The sequence below is a fragment of the Gordonia sp. p3-SID1431 genome (genome assembly GCF_025143765.1).
GTDB classification, from domain to species: Bacteria; Actinomycetota; Actinomycetes; order Mycobacteriales; family Mycobacteriaceae; genus Gordonia; species Gordonia hongkongensis.
In genome coordinates, this window is the sequence record NZ_JAMBDT010000086.1 from 1 (window position 1) to 22,714 (window position 22,714).

Here is a 22,714-nt window from a genome sequence, read left to right on the forward strand (position 1 = left end):
GAAGTAGACGCGCCCTCTGCAAGCTCCTTAGGGGGCAGGTCGTTCTTTCGGATCAGGGAGCAGAGGGGCTGTCGCCGCTCGCCACTCGCCGTGCGAAGCCGGAGAGGTGGCTCCGCAATGCCTGAATGCGCTGTTGCCGAACGGTTTCGGGGTCGTCTGTGGAGAAGATGGCCGACGGCTTGGCGCGGACGTTCGCCGAACACTCGAAGTTCGAGCAGATCAACGTCCCGACCGTGTTGCCCTTGCGTCCCGCGGCGCCGGCGAGTTTCGCACTGAAGAAGGCGACCTCGTTGGGTAGATGCACGTCCTCGCAGAACGAGCACAGGGGACGGGTTCGCGGCTGGCGGCCGCCGAGACGGAGCATGATGCCCACGACGTCGTCGTCGGTCGGGACGACCACGTATCCGACCAGCGGTAGTTTCGGGTCGCGCCACCCGACGAAATCGATTTGTTCCCAGTCGAAATCGTCGACGGCGGGCGGGAGGGTCACGCTCTTGCGTTCGCGCAGCGAGGCGTTGACGAACGACGAACGGATCTGGGTTTCGGTCAAGTAATGCATGAGTGGATACACCTCAGGTGTCGGAGGAGGAAGAAGAGTGCACGATTCGACCGGCGCGGTCCATTACTGCGGGGACGCGCGCCGATCGGAGCGGGTTACTCAACCGTCGGCGCGCACGACGCCGACGACCTCCTCACGCCCGGAGGGCGACACACTGACAGACACGAGCACCGATGGTGAACCGCCGAACCTTCGCTGTCAACTCGATTACGGCGACCGCGCGCTCACAAGATCCGTCCCCGCCCGAACCAAACGGCTGAGCGGGAACGGATCTCGTGAGCGACGACTATCAGGCAGCGAGGAGGCCCGCGATCCGCACCACCCGCTGCGCCATGTGTTCGAGCGCGGCCTTCGTCGCGTCGTCGAGCTCGTTCTTGTTCTCCGGACCCGTGACATGGGAGACGCCGTACGGGTTGCCGTCGGCGAACTTCAGTCCGTCGGTGTACCCGGGCGGGACGAGGATGCCGCCGAAGTGCATCAGCGATGTGTAGAGACCGGTGAGGGTGGTCTCTTGCCCGCCGTGGGCGGTGTTGCTGGAGGTGTAGGCGGCGTAGGCCTTGTCGGCCAGCTTGCCCTCGGCCCACAGTCCCCCGAGGGAGTCGATGTATGTCTGGAACGGCGACGCCGTGCTGCCGAACCGCGTCGGGCTCCCGAAGATGACGCCGTCCGCCCAGACGATGTCGTCGCCGGTCGCGGCGGGCAGGTCCTTGGTGGCCTCGTAGTTGGCCGACCACGCCGGATTCTCGGCGAACGTCTCCGGGTCCCGGGTTTCGGCGATGTGTCGGACACGAACCTCGGCTCCGGCGGACTCGCCGGCGTCTGACAACGTCTGCGCCATCGCGGTGCCGTGCCCGGTGGCCGAGTAATAGATGATCGCCAGCTTGGTCAATGTGTCGCTCCCGTCTCGGTGATTGGCATATGCCGCCGACGGGTACCCGGAGCACGTGAATCGACACCCACGCGCATGCCGACTACTCGTCGTGGACGGGATTCGTAGCCCCGTCCCCAACGGATAGGCACGACGGTGCTGTTCATCGGCACCTCCGGGTGGCAGTACCGGGACTGGCGCGGTGCCTTCTATCCCGAGAAGCTCCCCCAACGGTTGTGGCTGGACTACTACGCGCAGCGGTTCCCGACCGCCGAGGTCAACAACACCTTCTATCGGCTGCCCGAGAAGAAGGCGTTCGAGAACTGGGCCGAGACCGTCCCCGCCGACTTCCGGATGGCCGCGAAGACGAGCCGGTACCTGACGCACATCAAGCGGTTGAAAGAGCCGGTCGAGCCGGTCCAGCGCTTCCTCGATCGCTCGGCGGGTCTCAACGGACGGCTGGGACCGGTGCTGCTGCAGCTGCCACCCAACCTCCGCGCCGCACCCGACGCGCTCGACGAGACGCTTTCCCTGTTCCCGAAGACGGTCCAGGTCGCCGTCGAACCCCGGCACGAGTCCTGGTGGACCGACGAGGTCAGGTCGGTCCTCGAAGGGCACAATGCGACGCTCTGCTGGGCCGACCGCAAGAACCGGATACTCAATCCGCTGTGGCGCACAGGCGATTTCGGCTATCTACGGCTGCACGACGGAACGGCGCGGCGGCCGATGAGTTACGGAACCCGAGCGATCGACAGCTGGTTGCGCCGTCTGACCGAGACCTACGACGACTCCTGCGATGTCTACGTGTACTTCAACAACGACCCAGGGTGCGCCGCGATCGACAACGCGGTCACCATGATTCGCCGCGCACAGCGGATGGGGCTACCGGTGAAGACCGTCGGCTGACCCCGAGACCGCCGCTCCAGGCGGTGAGGACGATACGTCGCCGATGAGTCGCTTCTGGTCGAAGTCCGGGGCGCTTTTCGCTCACCAGCGCGAACGGAATTGTCGTACCCCCGGCATAGCGTGTGACCGAACCACGCCGACGAGGGGACTTCGATGCCGAGCAGGAACGCCGCACTGAGAAACCACGACGCCGCCACCCTCGCCGGTTACCTCGAGGTGTGCGAGGACCAATGGGAGCGCTGGCAAAGCCGGGCAAACAGCGCCCGACTGGCGGCCGCGGACCCTCGGACCATTCGGTTCCACGACGACGAGGCCGCGTACTGGCGCCGCTTCGCCGAGATGCTTCGCCTCGCGATCGCGGAGGCCGATGCGTCAGAGCGGCGCGTGGCGGGACGCCGCACGGCGTGATGTGCCGTCGAAGTGAGGCCCACGGTCGAAGGGACGTGAATCCGGACGCCACCCTGGGCCCGGTGGCACGAGCCCGGCCCGGGACTCGACGTAAGATCGGTGACGCCGGGTCGGGGGACTCCACGGTTCCCGCCTGGCGTGCCGGACCCGACACCTCACGCGGACATCGAAATGGAGACAGACATGGTGGACACCATCTTGTGGCAGGCGATTCAGGACAACGAGCTGGCACTTGCGGTCCTGCAGTACGTGTTCTCGGGCGTCAAGTAGGCCACCTGCGGACATCCGGGGGAGATTCCGGCGAACTCCGGCGGGCCCGGGGTTGACGCGCGGGGATCACCGACGAACCCCGGGTGAAGGCTCGGTGAAGTCTGCTCGAGGGGACACCCCGTACAGGGTTGTCAACCGCGGTTACTGGGGTGAGCCCGGGACGACCGAGACCAAGACCGTCACCTTCTACAGCTGACCCGACCCATCCGGTACCGCGCCGCCGGTCGCTCTCCCGAGCGGCCGGCGGTGTGCTGTGTCGGGAGTCGACCTTTTGTACACACATTCCCGGTGCGATTTCGGAAAGAGCTGAGCGACGATTTCGGGACGCATTACCGGAATCATTCCGCGAATTGGTCGACTCATCCGGCGACGCCGGAAATGTCCGCTAACGTTTAGCAATGCTCACTGGCGCACGCGGAAATCGATGGCAGATCCGACTCGCCGCGGCAGCACTTGTGCTGGTCGTGGCCGCAGGTCTGTCCATCGTCTCGTCCGGCCCGTCCGCGGCGGCGCCGGTGGTTAACCCTCAGGCCGGAAAGGTCGTCGCGCACGCCGATTTCCAGGTGAAGCGGGACGGTTTCTCCTTCGAGAACTGGGGACCGAATGATGCGCTGCACACCCGCGGCCTGAGCATCGAGGGCATGCGTGCCGTCTTCGGTGACGAGGTCTGCGCCCGTATAGTGCTCGGGGTGTGTTCGCCGACGACGGTGGCCGAACTCGTGCAGCAGGAATTCAACGAGTCGATGTCGGGCGGGCACTGCTTCGGAATGGCCGCACTCGCCGGACTGTATGCCACCAAGCGTCTGAACCCGTTCCCGTTGGCGATGCCGTGGCAGTCCGTCTACAGCATCCGCCCGTCGGCACCGCTCGACGAACTCATCGCGCGGATGTTCATCACCCAGGGGTTCCCGCCCACCGACCTGGCGCAGTCCGAGGTCACGGTCACCCAGGCACTGTCCCGTCTGCGGTCGGCGTGGGCACGCAACGACAACTACGTCTTGGCGATCTACACCGACGAGGAACAGAGCGCCGGACACGCCATCAACCCGATCGCGATCCGCGACCTCGGGCAGGGCAAGCGCGGCATCGTCGTGTACGACAACAACTTCCCCGGTGTCGAGAAGATGATCGTCGCCGACCCCGCCGCGAACAGCTGGTACTACTCGACCGCGACCAATCCGTCGGAGCCGACCCTGCTGTTCCAGGGCTCCCCGCTCAACAAGATGATGCTGGTCCCGTTGGCGCCGATCCTGGCACGTCATCAGGATCCGGAACTGCGCAGTGACGAGACCGTGGTCATCGTCTCGGACAACAACGGTGGCGCCCGCGGCTACGGCGACGTCGACTGGGATGTGCGGGTCACCGACCCCGCGGGCCGCGCGATCCCGGGCGTCGACAAAAAGATCCTGTTCAACAACGACAACACCGCCACCTTCACGGTGCCCGCCAACCGCACGTTCAAGATCATCGTGGACGGGGTGGAAGCGGGTCGTACCGCGGACATCGACGCCACGGTGCTCAGCGCCGGCGGTGTGGTGGCGATGGGTGATCTCGAAGTGCCCGCCGGCGCGGTCGCGGCCATCGACGCCGACCCGACCCGGCACGGCATGCGGGTGACCTCGTCGGCGCCGTCGACCGCGGAGTTCCAGGTCGCGACCGAGGATTCGCTGCGCTCGTTGTCGACCGAGACCACCCAGCTGGCAGTCGGCCCGGGTTCGGCGGTGTCGGTCGGAACCGCGAGTACCGGTGTCACCGTCCGGTCCGAGGGACGGGCGCAGCGACTGCGTCTGGAGGTCGAACGAAGTGACACCTTCACCGATCGGATCGCCGTCAGCCCGACGTCGATCTCGCTGCCCGCGGGCGCGACGGTCACGGTGCCGGTGAACCTGTGGCCCGGTTTCGGACCGGTCCCGGCGACCGTTCGTAGCGGTCCGTCGATCACCCCTGTGCCCCTGAGCATGCGGTGAGGAATACGTCGGGCGGTGGCCGCCTCGCACTGGCCGTCCTGGCCGCGACTGTGGTGGCGCTGTCCGCGTGTGCGGACGGAACGACGCCCGTCTCGACCTCGAGCAGCAGCGCCACGGCCGCCCCGGTCGAGTACCTCGACGAGGTGACGGTTCAGCGGGTGCGGTACCCGACCCCGGATGACGGTGACACAGACCAGAATTGGGCCGAGCTGTATCTACCCGCGGGTGAGCAGCGGGTCGATTCGATACCGCTCGTGGTCCTCGTCCACGGTGGTGCATGGCAAAGCGCCCTGGGCGCCGATGTCTTCGAGCCGCTCGCGCGCGACCTCGCCGGCCGCGGGATGGCCGTCTACAACATCGAATACCGCCGTGTCGGCTCGGGCGGCGGATGGCCGACGACGTTCCGCGACGTCGCGAGCGCCCTCGATCACGTCGTCGTCGTGGACCGGCAGTTCCCGCAGATCGACACCGACGACGAGCTGATCGTCGGGCACAGCGCGGGTGCACAACTCGCGGTGTGGGGCGGCACCCGGCACAAGCTGGAGGACGACGAGGTCGGTGCCCGACCATTGTTCCGCCCGACGCGCGTCGTCTCCCTCGCCGGTCCGCTCGACATGACCTACGCCGCAACGCACGGCGACGACCGCATCGTGACCGCCCTCGGCGGCACCCCGGCGCAGGTTCCGCAGCGGTACACGATGGTCGATCCCATCCAGAACATCGATCCCGACACCCCGGTGGTCGCCGTCCACGGCACCGCCGACCGAATGGTCTCCCCGGCGAACTCACAGCGGTACGCCGCCGCCGTCGTGAAGGCCGGCGGCGACGCGGAGGCCGTACTGATCCCAGGCGGCAACCACGGTTCGGTGGTCACCTCGAACGCGCCCGAGTACCCCCGTGTCCTCGACATCATCACCGGCGCGTCGGCCGCCGACGTGCAGGACGTGGCCTGAGCGGTCGGATCCCGTTGTGATTGCGCCCGGTTCCCGGGACAAAGCGCAACCTGATCCCCGCGTGACCATTCGCGCGCGGCGGCGGGACAGAGTGTCGGTGTCAGGCGGACAGAATGCGGGCGTTCTGTAGCTGTCGCGACCCTGCAAACCGGACCACGATGGATGCACTGCGCATCGTCGCGCGCCCTGCCCGACCGCGCCCGAACTCGGGGCCGAGATCTCTGGACGGACTCAATGACCGCACTCGACGCCGCGACCCCGTCGGCACCCGGACCGAACCATTCGATCCCGCAGGCCGAGGCCGAACTCGAACTCATCCCCGAATCAGCCAAGACCCACGATGTGCGCGGACAGTTCTGGATCTGGGCCGGCGCGAACATCGCACCCATCAACTGGGTCCTGGGCGCGCTTGGGGTCACCATGGGCCTCGGCTTGTGGGAGACGGTGGCGGTCCTCGTCGTCGGCAACGCCATCGGCATGACGATCTTCGGCATCTTCGTCGTCATCGGCCAACGCACCGGGGTCACCGGAATGGTGCTGTCGCGGGCCGTCTTCGGGCGCCGGGGTGCCTACGTCCCGGCCGCCGTGCAGGCCCTGGTCTGTATGGGTTGGTGCGCGGTCAACACCTGGATCGTCCTCGATCTGGTGATGGCGCTGCTCGGCGAGCTGGGACTCGTCGATCCGGACCTCGACAACAACGGCGCACGGATCGTCGTGGCGGCGGTCATCATGGGGATGCAGGTGACGATCGCGTGGTTCGGGTACCGGGTGATCTCCGCGTTCGAACGATGGACGGTGCCTCCGACGGTCGCGATCCTGCTCGTCATGACCGTCGTCGCGTGGGTCGGCCTCGACGTCGACTGGGGACAGACGACCGCTCCGGAGCTCACGGGATCGGCCCACATCGGCGCGATCACGGCGGTGATGACCGCGATCGGCATCGGCTGGGGTCTGACGTGGATCGGTTACGCCGGCGACTACTCGCGCTTCGTGTCCCGGGACGTCCCGTCGCGCAGGCTGTTTCTCGCCAGTGCACTCGGGCAGTTCATCCCGGTCGTCTGGCTCGGAGTGCTGGGTGCGTCCCTGGCGACATTGAGCGACTCCGCCGACCCGGGTGAGATCATCGTCGACGCCTACGGCGTTCTCGCACTGCCGGTTCTGTTGCTGGTGATCCACGGACCGCTCGCGACCAACATCCTCAACATCTACACGTGCACGGTGTCGACGCAGGCGCTCGACATCCGCGTCGACCGGCGCGTGCTGAACCTGATCATCGGCGTCGTGGCGATGGCGGTCGTCGTCTACTTCGTGCTCAATAGCGACTTCGCGACCACCATCGACTTCTGGCTGGTGTCGATCGTCGGCTGGTTGAGCCCTTGGGGCAGCGTTGTTCTCGTGCACTGGTTCCTGATCGCGCGGCAACAGATCGACGCCGAGAGTCTGTTCGCCACACCGGCGGACAGCGTCCTGCCGATGGTCCGGCCGACCGCCCTCGTCGCACTCGCTCTCGGTGTCACCGCGACCTGGATGTTCATGTACGGGATGCTGCCCGTGCTGCAGGGCCCCGTCGCCGTCGCCCTCGGTGGGATCGATCTGTCGTGGCTCGCCGGGGCGGTCGTCGCCGGCACGTCGTACTGGGCCATGGAGAAACTCGCCGCGCCACGTGCTGCCTGAGGCCCGACCGGTGAGGACCGTGGCGGTCGTCGGCGACAACGAACGGCGAAAGCCGCCTGCCACATCAGGGCGTCGACTAGGGTTCGGCGGAGTGGGAGGCAACGCGGCCTCTCGGTGAGGAGGTTCCATGGCCACCGTCCACACCGCGACCGGCCCGACCGATTCCGCAGACCTCGGAAACGTGTTGGTGCACGAGCACGTGTTCGTCCTCGGCGAGGAGTTCCGGCAGAACTACCAGGATGACTGGGACGAGGACGACAAGGTCGCCGAAGCGGTCCGCGACCTGACCGAACTGAAGGAGCTCGGGATCGACACGATCCTGGACCCGACGGTTCTCGGTCTCGGCCGGTACATCCCACGCATCCAACGGATCGCCGAACAAATCGACCTCAACATCGTCGTGGCGACCGGCCTCTACACCTACAACGACATCCCGTTCCAGTTCCACTATGCCGGACCGGGAATGCTGTTCGACGTCCCGGAACCGTTGGTCACCCTGTTCACGAAGGACCTGACCGAGGGGATCGCGGACACCGGTGTGCGAGCGGCCTTCCTGAAGTGCGCCATCGAATCACAAGGATTGACACCGGGAGTTGAGCGCGTGATGCGCGCGGTGGGACAGACGAGCGCCCAGACGGGGGCGCCCATCACCGTCCACACCGATCCGCACAGTCAGTCGGGTCTGGTCGCCCAGCGGGTCCTCGCCGAGGAGGGAGCCGACCTGACGAAGGTGGTCATCGGCCACTCCGGTGACAGCGTCGACCTCGACTACCTGATGAAGCTCGCCGACGCCGGTTCCATCCTCGGCATGGATCGTTTCGGGCTCGACCTCCTCCTGCCATTCGACGAACGGGTGAACACCGTCGCCGAATTGTGCAAGCGCGGCTATGCCGACCGCATGGCCCTCGCGCACGACGCCGCCTGCTTCATCGACTGGTTCGACCACGAGGCCAAGAAGCAAGCACTCCCGAAGTGGAACTACCGGCACGTCAGTGAAGAGGTGTTGCCCGCCCTGCGCGAACGCGGGGTGAGCGAGGCCGACATCACGACGATGCTCGTCGACGTGCCGCGCCGCTACTTCGAGTAGGGCCGCGATGCACGGACCACTTGGCTTCGCGGAATGTCCGCGAGCCGGCGCGGACTCAGGCCCTGGGTACCGGGACCGCCACAGAGTTCGACCGGGCTCAGGATGGCGGATGCCAGCGCGCGGAACTCGCCTTCGATGCCCGGCCGCGAGCGGAGCTCCGGCGACGAGATGACCTGGTAGACGAATCCGGTAAGTGCCTGCGTGAGCGCGTTGGCATCGGCATGCGTCAGGGTCGGTGAACGGGCCAGGATCGCAGCAGTCCACTCAGCAGTGTAGTCCGACGCCGTCCGGCGAAGTGAGACCTGGTCTGCTTCCGGCAGATACACGATGTCCTGGTGGGCGATGGCCAACACTCGACCGTTCGGGCCGAGCGAGTAGTCGAGGAACACACCCACGAGGACGTCCAGCGCTTCGACCGCCGAGGACTCCGCCAGTGCGTCGACGGATATCCAGTGCAGATTCTCGAGACCTCGACGCATGATGGTCATCAGGATGTCGGTCTTTCCCGCGTACTCCTGGTAGACCGTCGCCGGCGACACATCCGCTTCGGCGGCGATCTCGTGGATTCGGACGTTGGGAAATCCGCGCGCGAAGAACATCCGGGTCGCGGCGGCGAGTATCCGATCACGCCGCGCAGCGGGCCGTCGGCTGGATCCATCGGCGAACCGCGCGCGGGACTGTGCCCCGCGGGGAAGCGGACAGCTCAGGATCGAGTCCACGACCGCCCGCTGGATCTGCGTGAGCCGCCGTGGGGTGAGCGAACCCCGCATCGCGGCGGTGCTCGAGAACACGCTGACCGCCGCGGTCGCGAGGAGTTTCGCGGTCTGGGCGTCGATGCCGGCCTCGGTGGCGTCGAACTTCGACGCCAATGCGTCGATCAGCGTGCGGTGGTGCCCGTCCATGTCGTCGAGATCGGATCGGTCGAGATGCCGTCGCTCGCGGGTCCACAGTGTCGAGACGTCGCCGTGCGCCGCCCTGGTCGCAAGCAGGTCGAAGAACACGCCGAGCTGTTCGGCCGGCGATTCGCTGCGCTCCTCGGCTTGGGTCAGGAGTGCGCGTACCCCCTCCACCTGCGTCGCCAGCGCTTTCGCGAGAATGTCCTGCTTGGACGGAAAATACCGGTACACCGCCGGCCCGGTCAGTCCGACGGCGGCGCCGATCTCCTCGACGCTCACATTCCGGTAGCCGGCGTCCTGAAAGAGCGAGGTCGCTTCCGCGATGAGCTGCTCGACCCGCGGTTCCGGGGGTCGCCCCGGCCTCTCGTCTCGAGGCGCGGGAGCCGGCGCCGACCGTGACGGGGACCGAGGTGTGGGTGAGTTCATCGCGCGCCGGCAGCCTTTCCTGCTCGAGGTCTGACGACCTCGGGGTCACTTTCCATTCGTTGGAGCCCGCCGGGTGGATCCCAACAGTGCCGCGAATCACACTCGCGATTCTGAGATCGAAACCGAACGACTCTTGACCACGCGGCGTAGGCGTGTGTTTCCGGCTCGGGGCCGCAGACCGCGGTCGTCGGACGACGCTTCGAACCCAGCTGTGAATCGCAGGTCGACGACGCAGCGCGTGTAACGGCGACTCACTGAATCCGCCGACCGCGTGTGGAGGCCGGCCGCTGTGCTGGGCTTTCAACCCGTTTTCGCGCCCGGAAGGCAGTGCTTACCGCGTGTATCGGCCATTAACCCTGGATGCGCATTCAGGGCCGAGAGGACGGCTGACCATACCGCCCGGTACGTGGTCTGGCACGAGTTTGGTTGCGCTGCCACGCGTTCCGAGTTCGGAATCCGTTCGCCTCGCGAAGCTCAACAGGCGCGCTGTACGCCTCCCCATCTCGCCGATCCTCTGCTACTGTCCGAATCGGGTCGTCGGGGAGGACGGCCCTGTCTCTCTACTTCAGAACGCGCACTCGCTCGACTCGTTCAGTCGATGCTTCCGGGGGGAAGTCTCGTACACACACGTGTGGTTGGACCGTGCGCGGGATTGGACACAGTGATCGAAATGACCGGCCAGAACAACGGGACCGCAACTGTTGCGGCGCAACCAGATGCCCAGCATCGACTCAGCAACACTCAATTCGTCACTCACCGAGATCGTGGCCCCACGACATCCACGGTGAGCCTCATCATTCCGGTTCGCAACGAAGCACGGAACATCGGGTGGGTGCTGGAACAGATCCCCAAGCGGATCGACGAGATCATCCTCATCGACGGAAACTCCACCGACGCAACACTCATCACCGCGCGGAGTTACCGCCCCGACATCAAGATCGTGCAACAGAGCGGACCCGGCAAGGGCAGTGCGTTGCGTACCGGTTTCGCCGCCGCGACGTCCGACATGATCGTCATGATGGACGCCGATGGCAGTATGGCTCCGCAGGAGATCACGCATTTCCTGCACTTCCTCGAGAACGGTTACGACTTCGTCAAGGGGTCGAGGTTCATGGGCGGGGGCGGGTCACTCGACATCACCCGGTTCCGGCGGTTGGGCAACTACGGGTTGCTCGCGTTCTTCAACAGCTTGTACCGAACCGAGCTGACCGATCTGTGTTACGGCTTCTGCGCTTTCCATCGGCGATACCTGGATCTTCTGGATCTGCAGGCGACCGGCTTCGAGATCGAGGCCGAGATGACTGTACGCGCGGTGCAGGCCGGCCTGCGGATCGCCGAGGTTCCGAGCCTGGAAATGCCGCGTCGCACAGGTAATTCCAATCTCAACGCGATCTCCGACGGCCGACGGGTGCTGCGCACCGTGTGGCAGGCGCGAGGTGGCAGGCGGCCGGCGACGATACGTCCTGATGACAATCATCGAGGCGCCGCCCAGGTCTCCTCGGGTCACCCGGCCGGCTGAGCCGTGACCTCCGTCAAGGTCGACGACGCCGGTAAGCGGCGTGGTCGGATCGTGGTGATGACGGATCGGATGAGTCCCGGCGGGGTGAGTCATTTCATCCTGCAGGTCGCGACCCACTTCGCGGGCGAGGGACATCAGGTCGACGTGCTGTCGCTGGCGGCCGGTGAATGGGACCATCGGCTCGCCGATGCCGGCATCCGACGGCTTCGTCTCACGGACTCCGCAGCACTCCGCGCACTGCGATCCGCCGACGTGATCCATTGTCAGCAACGATTTCTCGGACTGATCGCCGCTGCGCTCGGGCGTGGTTCCCGCACGGTCGAACACGTACACAACGTGCTCACCGACCATCGCGGCCTGTCGTATCGCACGCAGCGGATCGTCGCGGTGTCGGGCGCCGTCCGGGCGTCACTACTCGCGAACTTCCCGCACGTGACTGCTGAGCGGGTCTCGGTCGTGCACAACGGAGTACGGAAGCTGGGCGCCACCATTGCGGCCTATGAAGACAGGCCATACGACCTCGTGAACGTCGCGCGGTTCGACGAGCAGAAGGACCCGCTGCTGTTCCTCGAACTGGTGAAGGAGCTCTCGGAACGGCGGGAGAGTCTTCGTTGCCTGTGGATCTCTCCCGGTACGGGACCGCTACAGGACGACTTCCTCCGAAGACGCCAGGAACTGCTCCTCGAGGACGTGGTCCAGATCAGCGTCGGGGACACCCACGCGCACACACGCGCACAGGTTGCCCGGTCCCGGATGTTCCTGCTCACATCGCGGTGGGAGGGCCTACCGCTGTCGGCGCTGGAGGCGCTGGCCAGCGGCACGCCGGTGGCGACAACCCCGTGCGGCGAGATCGCACACATCGTGAACGAGAGGTCGTGCGGTGTCGCCATCGACCCGCAGGCAGACGACCGTGCCGACCGGATCAACGACGTGCTGACCAATCGGACGTCATGGAATCGGCTCGCGCACAGAGCTTTCGCCGTAGCGGATGACTTCAGCGAAGTCCGCATGACGGAACAGATCAGACACATCTACGCCGGGATCGCCCCGGTATTCAGCAAGGTGCCCAGTCGGCACCTCGACAGCCAACGAACAGGAGGACGGGGATGAGGGTTCTCGTCACCGGACATCTCGGATACATCGGAGCCGAGTTGGTCCCCATGCTCGTCCACGCCGGACACGACGTCGTCGGGCTCGACACCGATTACTATCGGGACCGCGACTTCCGCACGGAACCGCTGCGCGTACCCACGCTCGACATGGACATCCGTGACGTCGAGCAGCGTCATCTGGCGGGGTTCGACGCCGTCGTACACCTGGCGGCACTGTCCAATGATCCGGTCAGCGAGCTGAACCCGGAGCTCACCTACGACATCAATCTCGATGCCAGCGTGGGCATCGCCCGAGCCGCGAAGGCGGCCGGCGTTGCCCGCTTCGTCTTCTCGTCGTCGTGCAGTCTCTACGGGGCCGGCGCGGAGGGTGCGCTCACCGAGGATGCCGAGATGGAGGCCGTCACTCCGTACGGCGAATCCAAAGTCCGCGCCGAACAGGCGATCAGCGCGCTGGCCGACAACTCCTTCTGCCCGACCTTTCTCCGGAACGCCACCGCGTACGGGATCTCCCGTCGACTCCGCACGGATGTCGTGGTGAACAACCTCGTCGGGCACGCCGTCACGTCCGGAAAGGTGCTGCTGATGAGCAATGGCGCCGCCTGGCGACCGCTCGTCCATGTCCGCGACATCTCGCACGCGATCGTCACGGTCCTGCAGGCGCCATCGGCCACCGTGTACAACGAGGTCTACAACGTCGGTCGCAACAGTGACAACCATCAGATCCGGGATGTGGCGAAGATGGTCGCCGACATCGTGCCCGACTGCGAGGTGGCCTTCGCCGACGACGTCGTCGCCGACATCCGGAACTACGTCGTCGACTTCACCAAGATCGAGACGTCGCTACCGGGCTATTCGCCGCAGTGGACCCTGGCCACCGGCATCGCGGAGATCCACGACGCCTACGTCGACGCGGGCCTGAGCGCGGACCGGTTCAACGGAAACGACTTCGTCCGGCTGCGAGTCCTGCGCGAGCTCCTCGACGCCGACGCGCTCGACGCCGATCTGCGATGGACGGGTGATCGGTCATGAAAGCGGTGATCCTCGCCGGAGGAAGAGGCACCCGTATCAGTGAGGAGTCCGTCGACCGGCCGAAACCGATGGTCGAGATCGGCGGACGTCCGATCATCTGGCACATCATGCAGATCTACGCGGCCGCTGGTGTCACGGATTTCGTTGTGCTGCTGGGCTACAAGGGCTACATGATCAAGGAGTTCTTCGCCAACTACTTCCTGCACGCCAGCGATGTCACCGTGGATCTGGGCACCGGTGCGATCGAGAACCACTCGTCGAACGGCTTGCCGTGGCGCGTCACCCTCCTCGACACCGGGCTCGATACGATGACCGGCGGACGGCTTCTCCGCGCTCGCGAGCACATCGGCAACGAGACGTTCTCGTTCACCTACGGTGACGGTGTCGCCGACATCGACATCCGAAAGGTGCTGGCGCACCACGAGATGTCGGGCAGCATCGCGACGGTGACGGCCGTGCAACCACCCGGGCGGTTCGGCACACTCGACGTCTCGTCGCCGCAGACCAGATTCGTCGAGAAGCCGGAAGGCAGCAGCGGCTGGATCAACGGCGGGTTCTTCGTCTCGTCGCCGAAGATCCTCGACTACATCGCGGGCGACGCCACCCTGCTGGAGAAGGAGCCGCTGGAGACTTTGTCGGCGGAAGGCCAGTTGTCGGCCTACCAGCACGACGGCTTCTGGCGCGGGATGGACACCATCTGGGACAAGGTCTTCCTCAACGATCTCTGGGATCGCGGCGAGGCGCCGTGGAGGTGCTGGTCATGACGATGTCGATGGATCGAGCCACCTCGACGGTGCCCGTCTACCGCCCCTACCTGGGCGAGGATGTCCAGCAGGCTGCGGTCGATGCCCTGGCGGCCGGATGGCTGGGCATGGGTGCACTCAGCAAACAGTTCGAGGAAGAAGTCGGAACCTACCTCGGTGCGTCCGAACGAACTGTCGTGTCCACGAATTCGTGTACTGAAGCCCTCCATCTTGCGGCCCGGTTGATCGGACTCGGTCCGTCCGACGAAGTGATCTGTCCGTCGTTTACCTACGTGGCGGGTCATCAGGCGCTGACGCGGACCGGAGCCGAGGTGGTCTTCTGTGACGTCGAACCCCGGTACCTCAACATCGACCCGCAGCGTGTGCGCGAGCTGATCACGCCTCGCACCAAGGCGATTCTGGTGGTCGACTACCTCGGCTTCCCGTGCGACCTCGATGAGCTGATGACCATTGCGCGCGAGCACGATCTGCGGGTGATCGAGGACGCGGCGCACGCGTTCGGCAGCGTCCGGGCGGGTCGTCGTATCGGCTCACACGGCGACATCACATGTTTCAGCTTCGGACCGGTGAAGATGATCACGACGCTCGAGGGTGGGGCGATCGTCACCTCCGATCCCGCTGATCTGCAGGTGCTTCGGGAGCTCCGGCATCTCGGTATCGACTCCGACACCGACGCGCGATATCGGAACCAGCGCAACTGGGACTTCGACGTCGTGCGGCAGGGTTACCGGTGCCACCTCGGCTCGGTTCCCGCTGCGATCGGTCTGTCGCAACTGGCCAGGGTCGACGAATTCATCGCCAACCGCCAACGCTACTGTCGGTTCTATGATTCGGCATTCGCCGACATCCCCGAGCTCGAGCTGTTCGACACGGACTGGGCTGACATAGCACCGTACATCTATGTGATCAGGACCGGCGGTCGCGCCGAACGCGCCCAGTTGGTCGAACACCTCAAGTCCGCAGGAGTCGCCACCGGAATTCACTTCCAGGGTGCGCATGAGTTCAGTTACTACCGGAACAGCCGACGCGGTGACCTGTCCGTGACCCAGGCCGCTGCCGACCGTGTTCTGACCCTTCCGCTGCACTCGTATATGAGCGACGCGGATCTCGACCGGGTCGTCTCCGCGGTGACATCCTTCTACCGTCCCGCCATCGGTTCGGGGCGGGCCACGGACGGATAGACGTGGTTCACCGACTCGAGGTCGCGATCGCGAGGGCGCTACCGAGCCCGCCGACTGCGCACTCGGTGCCTGACCGTGCACCGGCCGTCGTCGCCCTCCTGTCGATGACGGCGATCGCGGTCTCGACGCTGATGTGCGTTCTGACGGCATCCGGGGTGGCGGCGCTCTTGCCCGAAGGGCTTCGTGCCGTGGCGGTGGTGAGTGTGACCCTGGTCCTCCCCGGGCTACCGATCGCGGGGCTGTTCGGGTGGCCGCGCAACGGACTTCTGCCGAGCGTCGCCATCGCCCTGTCGTTGAGCACCACCGCCATCATCGGGCTGGCCTCCCTCCTCGCCGGTTTCTGGCATCCGCTGCTCGCGCAGGGGGTCATCCTCGTGATCGCCACCGTCGCAACCGGGGTACTCATCAGAGCGCGATGCCCGCATCCGTCGTCCGACCTGCGCGCTGGCGCGGGAGCGGCGGCGTCGGCGGTGATCACGTCGGTCCGGACGTTCGATCGGGTCACCGCGGCGCTGCTGGGCGGATCCCTCGTCCTGTTTCTGATCGCGGTCGCCCGATTGCATCCCGAGCAGGCGGGCGTGTACGGGCTCGTACCGGTTCTCGGGATCACCTACTTCATCGGATTGGCTGCGCTCTGCGTGGCCCTGTTCCGGGAGTATCGTCGACGCCGACTGCACCGGACGGGTCTCGCCGCGACCAACGTGATGCTCATCGTCTACATGAGCATGCCGGTCGCATGGTCCAGTGGCACACCGCCTTTCCCGACCGCCTATGTGCACCGGTTCCTCACCGATTGGTACTCCGAGCTCGGCGCGCTGCCGCCCGCGGTCGACGGCCGGATCAGCTGGAGTGGCTTCTTCGCGGGCGCGGCGCATGTGATGAGGACGGGTGGGCTCGACGACAGCACGGTCTTCCTCACCAGCGCGTCGCTGATCTTCGGAACTCTGCTGATGTTTCCCCTGTACGCACTCGGACACAGCGTGTCCGGAAGCGCGCGCGTCGGATGGGGGACCATCACCATCTACATTCTCTTCAACTGGTATCAGCAGGATTACTTTGCGCCCCAGGCGCTCGCGATGCAGTTGTACGTGACGATCGTGGCTGTGCTGATCTGGCAGCTGAGGGTCTCACCCCTCCCGCCCGTCGGCTTCTGGCGCGCATGGCGACGCGTGCCAGGACGACCACGTGGTCGTGGACCGGGATTCTCATACGCGGTCGAGGGAGTTGTGATCGTCCTCGTCGCCGCGATGGTGGTCAGTCACCAGTTGACCCCGATGGTGACCATTGCCGCCCTGGCGGGGCTCGCCCTCGTCGGGTCCACACGACACAAACTGCTCTGGCTGGCCGGACTGCTCCTGTTCAGTGCGTGGTTCACCTTCGGTGCGAGCGGGTATTGGCTGGGGCACCTCGATCAGATCCTGACCGAGATCGGCGACGTCACCGCGAGTGTCAGCTCCGGGCTGTCTGACAGAATCACCGGGGATCCGGTCTACGGTCGGATGCAGTACCTCAGGATCGGTGGCACCGCCCTGCTCCTCCTGGTGGCCACGATCGGCTGGTTCCGTCTCGGCAAGAGCCGATTCCGATCACCCCTCGCCGTCCTGTCCCTGGTCCCGTTCGCGCTCGTCGTGGTGCAGAGCTACGGCGGCGAGGTGCTCGTACGGTGCTTCCTGTATGCGTCACCCGCGCTGGCCGCACTGGCCGCGCTAGCCGTGGTCGGTGCGGCGCGTCGAATCCGAGGTCCCGCGCGCTTGCCCGCCACCGTGTTCGCGATCAGTGCGGTCGCAGTCACTCTCGTGGTCGCGGTGTTGGGGGTCTCCAATCGTGCGCTCAACACCTCGTTCGAGTACTCGCGGCCGGCCACCGTGCGGGTTTCCGACGAGCTGGTGGCCCAGGCGCCGTCGTCTGCGATCGCGTACTGGGGGCACGGCTCGACGATCGGACTGCCGCGGGCCTACGACATCGGGGCCTCGTGCATCGCCGAACAGCGCGAGTTGGCGGAATGCACTGCGGCTGAGGACATCGACTATCTGCTGGTATCCGAGGAGGACGAGAAGCTGTTGCAGTACCGGTACGGGATTAGCCCGGACGAGGTCGCCCGACAACTCGCGCTGATGGTGCAACGGGACGGTTTCGTCTCCGCCTACGACGACGGAGAGGTCCACGTGCTGAAGCGCCTGGGGGCGCCCGACATCGATCTGGAGACCGCGCCATGATCGCGACCGTCCTGCTGTTCGTCACGGCCGCAGCTCTTTTCGTAGCCGCTACCGTTCGGCGCGAGCATCGGGTCCCTCCACGGGGAGCGGTGTCCACCGATCGCGTGTCACAGGTCATCACCGTCGTGGCGATCACGACCACGGCGATCGCCTGCGCTTCCGCCCTGCTCTACATGGTGGGCCGGATATGACGCGTGCGCGAGGTGGTTGGTTCCGGACATTCCTGCAGCTGTTGACGGTGGTTCTCCTCGCCCCGGTAGTCGGATGTGGGATGACACCGGCGCGGGGGTTTCCTCGTGGAGACCTCCCCGGCTGGAAGCAGGTGTTCTTCGACGACTTCGATCGTGATGCGCCGGTAGGGAGTTGGGCGAACGAGTGCTCCCCTTACGACGTCGTGTACACCGGCGCGGAAGGTCAGCAGTGGTTGACCTATCCGCGGTGTTTCCCGGACACCTTCGACCGTCGGCCGTATCGAGCGGATGAGGTACTGAGTGTGGACAACGGGTACCTCGTTTTCGATCTGCACAACGTCGACGGGGTTCCGGCAGGGGCGAGTGCATCACCGATACTCGACACCGGTAGCCAGTACCAGACCTACGGGCGCTACTCGGTCCGGATGCGTGTCGACACACCAGACCTCGACGAGTACTACGTCGCATGGCTCCTGTGGCCGCAATCGGAACAGTGGCCGCGGGACGGCGAACTCGACTTCCCCGAAGGCTGGCTGTCGAGAACCGTTGGTGGATGGCAGCATTTCGCCGGCGAAGGTTCCTGCGACGGGTGCAAGATCCCGTCCCGGGACATCGGGGCGCGCTTCACCGACTGGCACACCTACACCATCGAATGGTCGCCGGGGCGTGTGCGGTACCTGCTAGACGACACCGTGGTCCTGGACAGCACGCAGTGGGTCCCGGCCACTCCGATGCGCTGGCAGTTGCAGACCGAGACGAGAGGCGACGGGAACAACCGCGGCCGCGTTCTCGTGGACTGGGCTGCGGTGTGGTCGTACGAGGAATGACACTGCACGACCGAAGACTTCGACCGGAACTGAAGAGGATTGATGGGAAATAGTGACATCGGCAAGTTGTCGGTGGTGATCTGTGCCTACACCACCGACCGATGGGCTGACCTGATCCGATCGGTCGACGCCGCCGAACGCGAACTGACCGACGACGATGAACTGATCGTGGTGATCGACCACAACGACGAGCTGTTCGACCTGGCGAGGCGGGAGTTCGCCTCGTCGCTCAAGCCCCTGATCTGGGTGGTGGCCAACGACGAGAAGCGCGGTCTCTCCGGTGCCCGCAACTGCGGCACCCGTCTCGCCTCCGGTCAGATCGTCGGGTTCGTCGATGACGATGCCGTCGTCGAACCCGGCTGGCGCCGGCGACTTTCCGGGCAGTTCACCGATTCGGATGTTGCGGCGGTGGGCGGATACGCGGAGCCGGTGTGGCCCGGCGACCGACCCCGTTGGTTTCCCCGGGAATGCGACTGGACAGTGGGATGCAGTTACGCGGGTTTGCCGACCGCGCCGGCGCCGGTCCGCAACCTGATGGGGTGCAACATGGCGTTCCGTCGCCGGACCTTGCTCGACGTCGGGGGATTCGACACCGACCTCGGACGGGTGGGCACGCTGCCGGTGGGCTGCGAAGAGACCGAGTTGTGTATCCGGATCGCCAGTCAAGACCCGGCTGCGAAGATCATCTTCGACCCGGATGTCCGTGTGCGACACCATGTGAGCCGCGCCAGGACAAACGTCCGCTACGTCTTGCGGCGGTCGTTCGGCGAGGGCGTCTCCAAACGACAGATCAGTGGCCTCGTCGGGGCAGCGGACGCCACGAGCTCGGAGCGTTCGTATCTCGCCAGGACGGTCCCGGCGGCCGTCCTGCATTACCTTCGTGACAGTGTGACGGCCGAGAAGCGCCGGACGGATCCCGGAGGACTCGGACGCTGCACCGTTCTCGCGGGGACCGTCGTCGCAGCAGCTCTGGGCTACCTCTTCGCGATGCTGACCGAGGCGCGAAGCGCGTTGAGTCCTCAGACATGAGCATCGTGAGCAGGCCGGTGATGCTCGGCTCGAGGGCGATGACGGTGGACTCCGTCGCCGTGGTGGCGAGCTTCTTCGTCACGGCTGGGGCGGGAATGCTCTTCTGGGTGGTCTCGGCCCGGGTCATCCCTCCACATGCGCTCGGCATCCAGACCGCGCTGTTGTCACTTGTCACGACGGTCGGCACCATCACCGCGTACGGGGTGGGAAGTGCCTACAAGGCGATGCTGTCGACGCCCGACTGCCCACGTCGCGAACGGTTGCTCGAGGGCCTGCTCATCACCATCGGCTCGGCCGCCGTCTTCGGCGTGATGGGCGGGATGATCGCGGGCGACATGCTCGAGAACCGGGTGGCGACCGTCGTGCTGGTGGCCTGCGGGTCCGTCGTCATGGCGCTGTTCGTACTCAAGGACGCCGCTCTGATCGGACTGCACGCCTCGCGCTGGCTTCCGATCGTCAATGTGGCCGCCGTGGTTCTGAAAGTGGCCCTCGTCTGCGTGTTGGCGAGTGTCGTGGCGCTCGCTGCGGTGTGGGCCACGATCGTGCCCGCCCTGCTCGGGGCGTGCGTGGTGTTCGTCGTCCTCGTGCCGCGGATTCTGCGGCGCCCCGAGAACCGCACGAGCCCGCACCGTGTCGTGGTGGTGGATCGCGGCCAGATGCCCATGTTCGCTCTTCGCGATGGCATCGGAAGCGCGACCTCGTTCGGACTCATCCTCGTGCTGCCGTTCCTCACCACGCTCGTCGCCGGACCGGTCGCGGGTGCGACTCTGGCCTTGGCGCTCGCGGTGGCACAGGTGCTCGACTTCGTGCCGGATGGCATCGGAGCAGCCCTCACCGCGCATCTCGCGCGCGATCCGGCGGCACTGGCCGGGCAGATCCGTCGGATCTGGGCCATCTCGCAATGTCTGGTCGTCGTCGGAGCAGGGGTTCTGATCGCAGCCTCGCCGATCGTCGGGAAGATCTTCGGCCCGGCCTACTCGGGCTCGGAGTTCACGACTTCGTTGTGCCTGCTCGCGGCGGCCTCGGTCCTGCGCGTCCCCTATTCGATCTGGATGTCAGTACTCCGGGCGGAGTTGGACACCAAGACGATCCTGCGATGCAACACGGTGGTGTTCGTCATCACCTTTCCGGTCACCCTCGTGCTGGCGGGCACCTGGGGCAGCATCGGTGCGGGCTCGGGTTTGCTCGTCAGCTCGCTCCTGCTGGGCGCTGTCGGCACCTGGGACCTGAGACGACGATGGTTGTCGAACGCAGAGGGTCACCGCAAGCTCGTCTGGTAGCGGCGCATCCCACGCAGCCACCGGTCGTAGTCGGCGCCCTTCTGGCGGTACATGTCGAGGACCTCCGGGTGCGGGAGGATGAGGAAGCGTTCGTCGGCGACGGCCTCCAGCACGATCGCGGCCACCGTCCCGGGGGTGAGCACCGCGCCGGCGTTCTCCACCGCCCGTTGCATCAACCGCTGTTCAGCGGTGGCGGAATTACCGTCGGGCCGTAGCAGCTTGGTGTCGACGCCCATCGGGCAGAGGCAGCTGACCCGGACTCCGGCGTCGCCGTGGGTGATGTTGAGCCATTCCGCGAAGCCGACCGCGGCATGTTTGGTGACCGAGTACGGCGCGTTGCCGATCTGGGTGAGCAGACCCGCGGCCGACGCCGTGCTGACGAAGTAGCCGCTGCCTCGTTCCACCCAGTCCGGGATGAGGCGTCGAGCAGCTCGTATGTGGGCGCGGAGGTTGACGTCGAAGGCGAGATCCCACACGTCCTCCCCGGTGTCGACGCCGCCGCCCAGTCCGACCCCGGCGTTGGCGAAGTAGAGGTCGACCGGACCGAAGGTGTTCTCCGCCAAGCGGACCGCGGCATCAATGTGGCCGTCGGACGAGGCATCGCCGGCGAGCGCGGCCGCCGAATCGCCCAGCTCCTCGGCGACGGCCCGGGCACCGGACTCGTCAAGATCCGTGACGACGACCCGCGCGCCCGCATCGACCAGGGCATGCGCGATGGCCGCGCCGATACCTCCACCGCCACCCGTGACGATGGCAACCTTGCCTGCGACGTCCATGGATCTCCTTCGATCGCCGATGTGTGGGTCCAGAGTTACCAGACGGAGGGCGAAATCCCGCTCCCTGAGGTGCGAGGAGCGTAAGCGACGAGCCTCGAAGGGTCCCGACAGAGGTCACGAGACTCTCGACGCCGATGACTTTCCCGCCGCCCCACGGTCTGACATCGTGACGTTCACCGAAGTGACGAGAGGCAGCGCAATGGGAAAGATCCACGTCCACGAGTTCATCACCCTCGACGGCAGCTACGAGGACCCGAGTTTCACGATGCCGTACGGTTTCCCCGACGCGCTCGGCGAGACACTCAGTTCGTTCATGAACGACTGCACCGGAATCCTCCTCGGACGCAACACCTTCGAGATGTTCGGCCCGGAATGGTCGGACCGGACCGTCGACGACGATCCCGGCGCCCCGTTCTTCAACGACACCACCAAGTACGTGGTGTCCTCGACCCTCGACGAGGCGTCCGGGTGGCAGAACTCCGAGGTCATCGGGGCCTACGACGCCGACCGGATCCGCGAACTCAAGAAAGACCGTAACCTGTACATCAGCGGCAGCGGCACCCTCGTGCGGGCGCTGCTGCGCGACAAGCTGATCGACGAGTTGCACCTGCTGGTCTATCCGGTCGTGCTCGGCAGCGGTGCTCGCCTGTTCGACGGTCTGGCCGACCTGCCGCTCACGCTCGCCGGCACCGACGTGTTCGACAACGGCGTCGTGCACCTGTCGTACGGTCCCACTGATTGAGAACCCCGCCTGGGCCGAGACCAGTTACTCCGCT

At 66.0% G+C, this 22,714-nt stretch carries 20 protein-coding genes; 16 read left to right on the top strand and 4 right to left on the bottom strand.

Features of this window, described 5'->3' with window-relative positions; translation table 11 throughout:
• Positions 1–52: 52 nt before the first annotated feature.
• Positions 53–559: an FBP domain-containing protein gene (locus M4D77_RS18430; protein ID WP_259936947.1), complete on the bottom strand. Its 507-nt coding sequence runs from the start codon at positions 557–559 to the stop codon at positions 53–55.
• 289 nt (positions 560–848) lie between these two features.
• Complete coding sequence (locus M4D77_RS18435) at positions 849–1,448, bottom strand: NAD(P)H-dependent oxidoreductase (protein WP_259936949.1); 600 nt, start codon at positions 1,446–1,448, stop codon at positions 849–851.
• A gap of 135 nt (positions 1,449–1,583) precedes the next feature.
• Between M4D77_RS18435 and M4D77_RS18440 the strand changes: the two genes are divergently transcribed.
• From M4D77_RS18440 to M4D77_RS18465, 6 genes are all read left to right on the top strand, one after another.
• Positions 1,584–2,333, top strand: coding sequence for a DUF72 domain-containing protein (locus M4D77_RS18440; protein ID WP_259936951.1), 750 nt, complete (start codon positions 1,584–1,586; stop codon positions 2,331–2,333).
• 153 nt (positions 2,334–2,486) lie between these two features.
• Complete coding sequence (locus M4D77_RS18445) at positions 2,487–2,741, top strand: hypothetical protein (protein WP_068970398.1); 255 nt, start codon at positions 2,487–2,489, stop codon at positions 2,739–2,741.
• A 668-nt stretch (positions 2,742–3,409) separates the two neighbouring features.
• Entirely contained in the window at positions 3,410–4,978 is a 1,569-nt protein-coding gene (locus M4D77_RS18450; protein ID WP_058253047.1) for a hypothetical protein, read from the top strand.
• A complete protein-coding gene (locus M4D77_RS18455; protein WP_396266597.1) occupies positions 4,975–5,931 on the top strand; it encodes a S9 family peptidase in 957 nt (318 codons plus the stop codon). Before M4D77_RS18450 ends, M4D77_RS18455 begins: the two co-directional genes overlap by 4 nt.
• A gap of 234 nt (positions 5,932–6,165) precedes the next feature.
• Complete coding sequence (locus M4D77_RS18460; protein ID WP_259936954.1) at positions 6,166–7,605, top strand: cytosine permease; 1,440 nt, start codon at positions 6,166–6,168, stop codon at positions 7,603–7,605.
• A gap of 127 nt (positions 7,606–7,732) precedes the next feature.
• Positions 7,733–8,692 (top strand): phosphotriesterase, encoded by a 960-nt coding sequence (locus tag M4D77_RS18465; RefSeq protein WP_137809092.1) that lies wholly within the window; start codon positions 7,733–7,735, stop codon positions 8,690–8,692.
• On the opposite strand, the gene M4D77_RS18470 is transcribed toward M4D77_RS18465, so the two are convergent.
• A complete protein-coding gene (locus tag M4D77_RS18470; RefSeq protein WP_396266598.1) occupies positions 8,680–9,867 on the bottom strand; it encodes a TetR/AcrR family transcriptional regulator in 1,188 nt (395 codons plus the stop codon). The two genes, M4D77_RS18465 and M4D77_RS18470, sit on opposite strands and share 13 nt — an antisense overlap.
• 817 nt (positions 9,868–10,684) lie before the next feature.
• On the opposite strand from M4D77_RS18470, the gene M4D77_RS18475 reads away from it, so the two are divergent.
• The 9 genes from M4D77_RS18475 to M4D77_RS18515 all read left to right on the top strand — a co-directional run bounded on the left by M4D77_RS18475 (position 10,685) and on the right by M4D77_RS18515 (position 21,162).
• A complete protein-coding gene (locus tag M4D77_RS18475) occupies positions 10,685–11,533 on the top strand; it encodes a glycosyltransferase family 2 protein (protein ID WP_137809090.1) in 849 nt (282 codons plus the stop codon).
• A 3-nt stretch (positions 11,534–11,536) separates the two neighbouring features.
• Positions 11,537–12,643 carry a glycosyltransferase family 4 protein gene (locus M4D77_RS18480; RefSeq protein ID WP_259936958.1) on the top strand — a complete coding sequence of 369 codons (1,107 nt, stop codon included), beginning with the start codon at positions 11,537–11,539 and terminating at the stop codon, positions 12,641–12,643.
• Positions 12,640–13,674: an NAD(P)-dependent oxidoreductase gene (locus tag M4D77_RS18485; protein WP_259936959.1), complete on the top strand. Its 1,035-nt coding sequence runs from the start codon at positions 12,640–12,642 to the stop codon at positions 13,672–13,674. Before M4D77_RS18480 ends, M4D77_RS18485 begins: the two co-directional genes overlap by 4 nt.
• Positions 13,671–14,438, top strand: a complete 768-nt coding sequence (rfbF, locus tag M4D77_RS18490; protein ID WP_259936960.1) for a glucose-1-phosphate cytidylyltransferase — start codon at positions 13,671–13,673, stop codon at positions 14,436–14,438. The genes M4D77_RS18485 and rfbF overlap by 4 nt, the downstream gene beginning before the upstream one ends.
• Positions 14,435–15,619 carry a DegT/DnrJ/EryC1/StrS aminotransferase family protein gene (locus M4D77_RS18495; protein ID WP_259936962.1) on the top strand — a complete coding sequence of 395 codons (1,185 nt, stop codon included), beginning with the start codon at positions 14,435–14,437 and terminating at the stop codon, positions 15,617–15,619. The genes rfbF and M4D77_RS18495 overlap by 4 nt, the downstream gene beginning before the upstream one ends.
• 65 nt (positions 15,620–15,684) lie before the next feature.
• Positions 15,685–17,835, top strand: coding sequence for a hypothetical protein (locus M4D77_RS18500; protein WP_259936964.1), 2,151 nt, complete (start codon positions 15,685–15,687; stop codon positions 17,833–17,835).
• 271 nt (positions 17,836–18,106) lie between these two features.
• Complete coding sequence (locus M4D77_RS18505; RefSeq protein WP_311199330.1) at positions 18,107–18,853, top strand: glycoside hydrolase family 16 protein; 747 nt, start codon at positions 18,107–18,109, stop codon at positions 18,851–18,853.
• Positions 18,854–18,895: 42 nt separating this feature from the next.
• Positions 18,896–19,882, top strand: a complete 987-nt coding sequence (locus tag M4D77_RS18510; protein WP_259936966.1) for a glycosyltransferase family 2 protein — start codon at positions 18,896–18,898, stop codon at positions 19,880–19,882.
• Positions 19,879–21,162, top strand: a complete 1,284-nt coding sequence (locus M4D77_RS18515) for a lipopolysaccharide biosynthesis protein (protein WP_259936968.1) — start codon at positions 19,879–19,881, stop codon at positions 21,160–21,162. The genes M4D77_RS18510 and M4D77_RS18515 overlap by 4 nt, the downstream gene beginning before the upstream one ends.
• Here the strand turns inward: M4D77_RS18515 and M4D77_RS18520 are convergent.
• Complete coding sequence (locus M4D77_RS18520) at positions 21,141–21,938, bottom strand: SDR family oxidoreductase (protein ID WP_259936969.1); 798 nt, start codon at positions 21,936–21,938, stop codon at positions 21,141–21,143. The genes M4D77_RS18515 and M4D77_RS18520 overlap by 22 nt on opposite strands.
• 199 nt (positions 21,939–22,137) lie before the next feature.
• Here M4D77_RS18520 and M4D77_RS18525 point away from each other — a divergent pair, with 199 nt between their 5' ends.
• Entirely contained in the window at positions 22,138–22,680 is a 543-nt protein-coding gene (locus tag M4D77_RS18525; protein ID WP_159369744.1) for a dihydrofolate reductase family protein, read from the top strand.
• Positions 22,681–22,714 lie beyond the last annotated feature (34 nt).

Coding starts and splice junctions, on each gene's coding strand:
- M4D77_RS18430 (WP_259936947.1), bottom strand. CDS start 559: ATGCATTACTTGACCGAAACCCAGATCCGTTCGTCGTTCGTCAACGCC.
- M4D77_RS18445 (WP_068970398.1), top strand. CDS start 2,487: ATGCCGAGCAGGAACGCCGCACTGAGAAACCACGACGCCGCCACCCTC.
- M4D77_RS18450 (WP_058253047.1), top strand. CDS start 3,410: ATGCTCACTGGCGCACGCGGAAATCGATGGCAGATCCGACTCGCCGCG.
- M4D77_RS18460 (WP_259936954.1), top strand. CDS start 6,166: ATGACCGCACTCGACGCCGCGACCCCGTCGGCACCCGGACCGAACCAT.
- M4D77_RS18465 (WP_137809092.1), top strand. CDS start 7,733: ATGGCCACCGTCCACACCGCGACCGGCCCGACCGATTCCGCAGACCTC.
- M4D77_RS18475 (WP_137809090.1), top strand. CDS start 10,685: ATGACCGGCCAGAACAACGGGACCGCAACTGTTGCGGCGCAACCAGAT.
- M4D77_RS18485 (WP_259936959.1), top strand. CDS start 12,640: ATGAGGGTTCTCGTCACCGGACATCTCGGATACATCGGAGCCGAGTTG.
- rfbF (WP_259936960.1), top strand. CDS start 13,671: ATGAAAGCGGTGATCCTCGCCGGAGGAAGAGGCACCCGTATCAGTGAG.
- M4D77_RS18495 (WP_259936962.1), top strand. CDS start 14,435: ATGACGATGTCGATGGATCGAGCCACCTCGACGGTGCCCGTCTACCGC.
- M4D77_RS18505 (WP_311199330.1), top strand. CDS start 18,107: ATGACACCGGCGCGGGGGTTTCCTCGTGGAGACCTCCCCGGCTGGAAG.
- M4D77_RS18510 (WP_259936966.1), top strand. CDS start 18,896: ATGGGAAATAGTGACATCGGCAAGTTGTCGGTGGTGATCTGTGCCTAC.
- M4D77_RS18515 (WP_259936968.1), top strand. CDS start 19,879: ATGAGCATCGTGAGCAGGCCGGTGATGCTCGGCTCGAGGGCGATGACG.
- M4D77_RS18520 (WP_259936969.1), bottom strand. CDS start 21,938: ATGGACGTCGCAGGCAAGGTTGCCATCGTCACGGGTGGCGGTGGAGGT.
- M4D77_RS18525 (WP_159369744.1), top strand. CDS start 22,138: ATGGGAAAGATCCACGTCCACGAGTTCATCACCCTCGACGGCAGCTAC.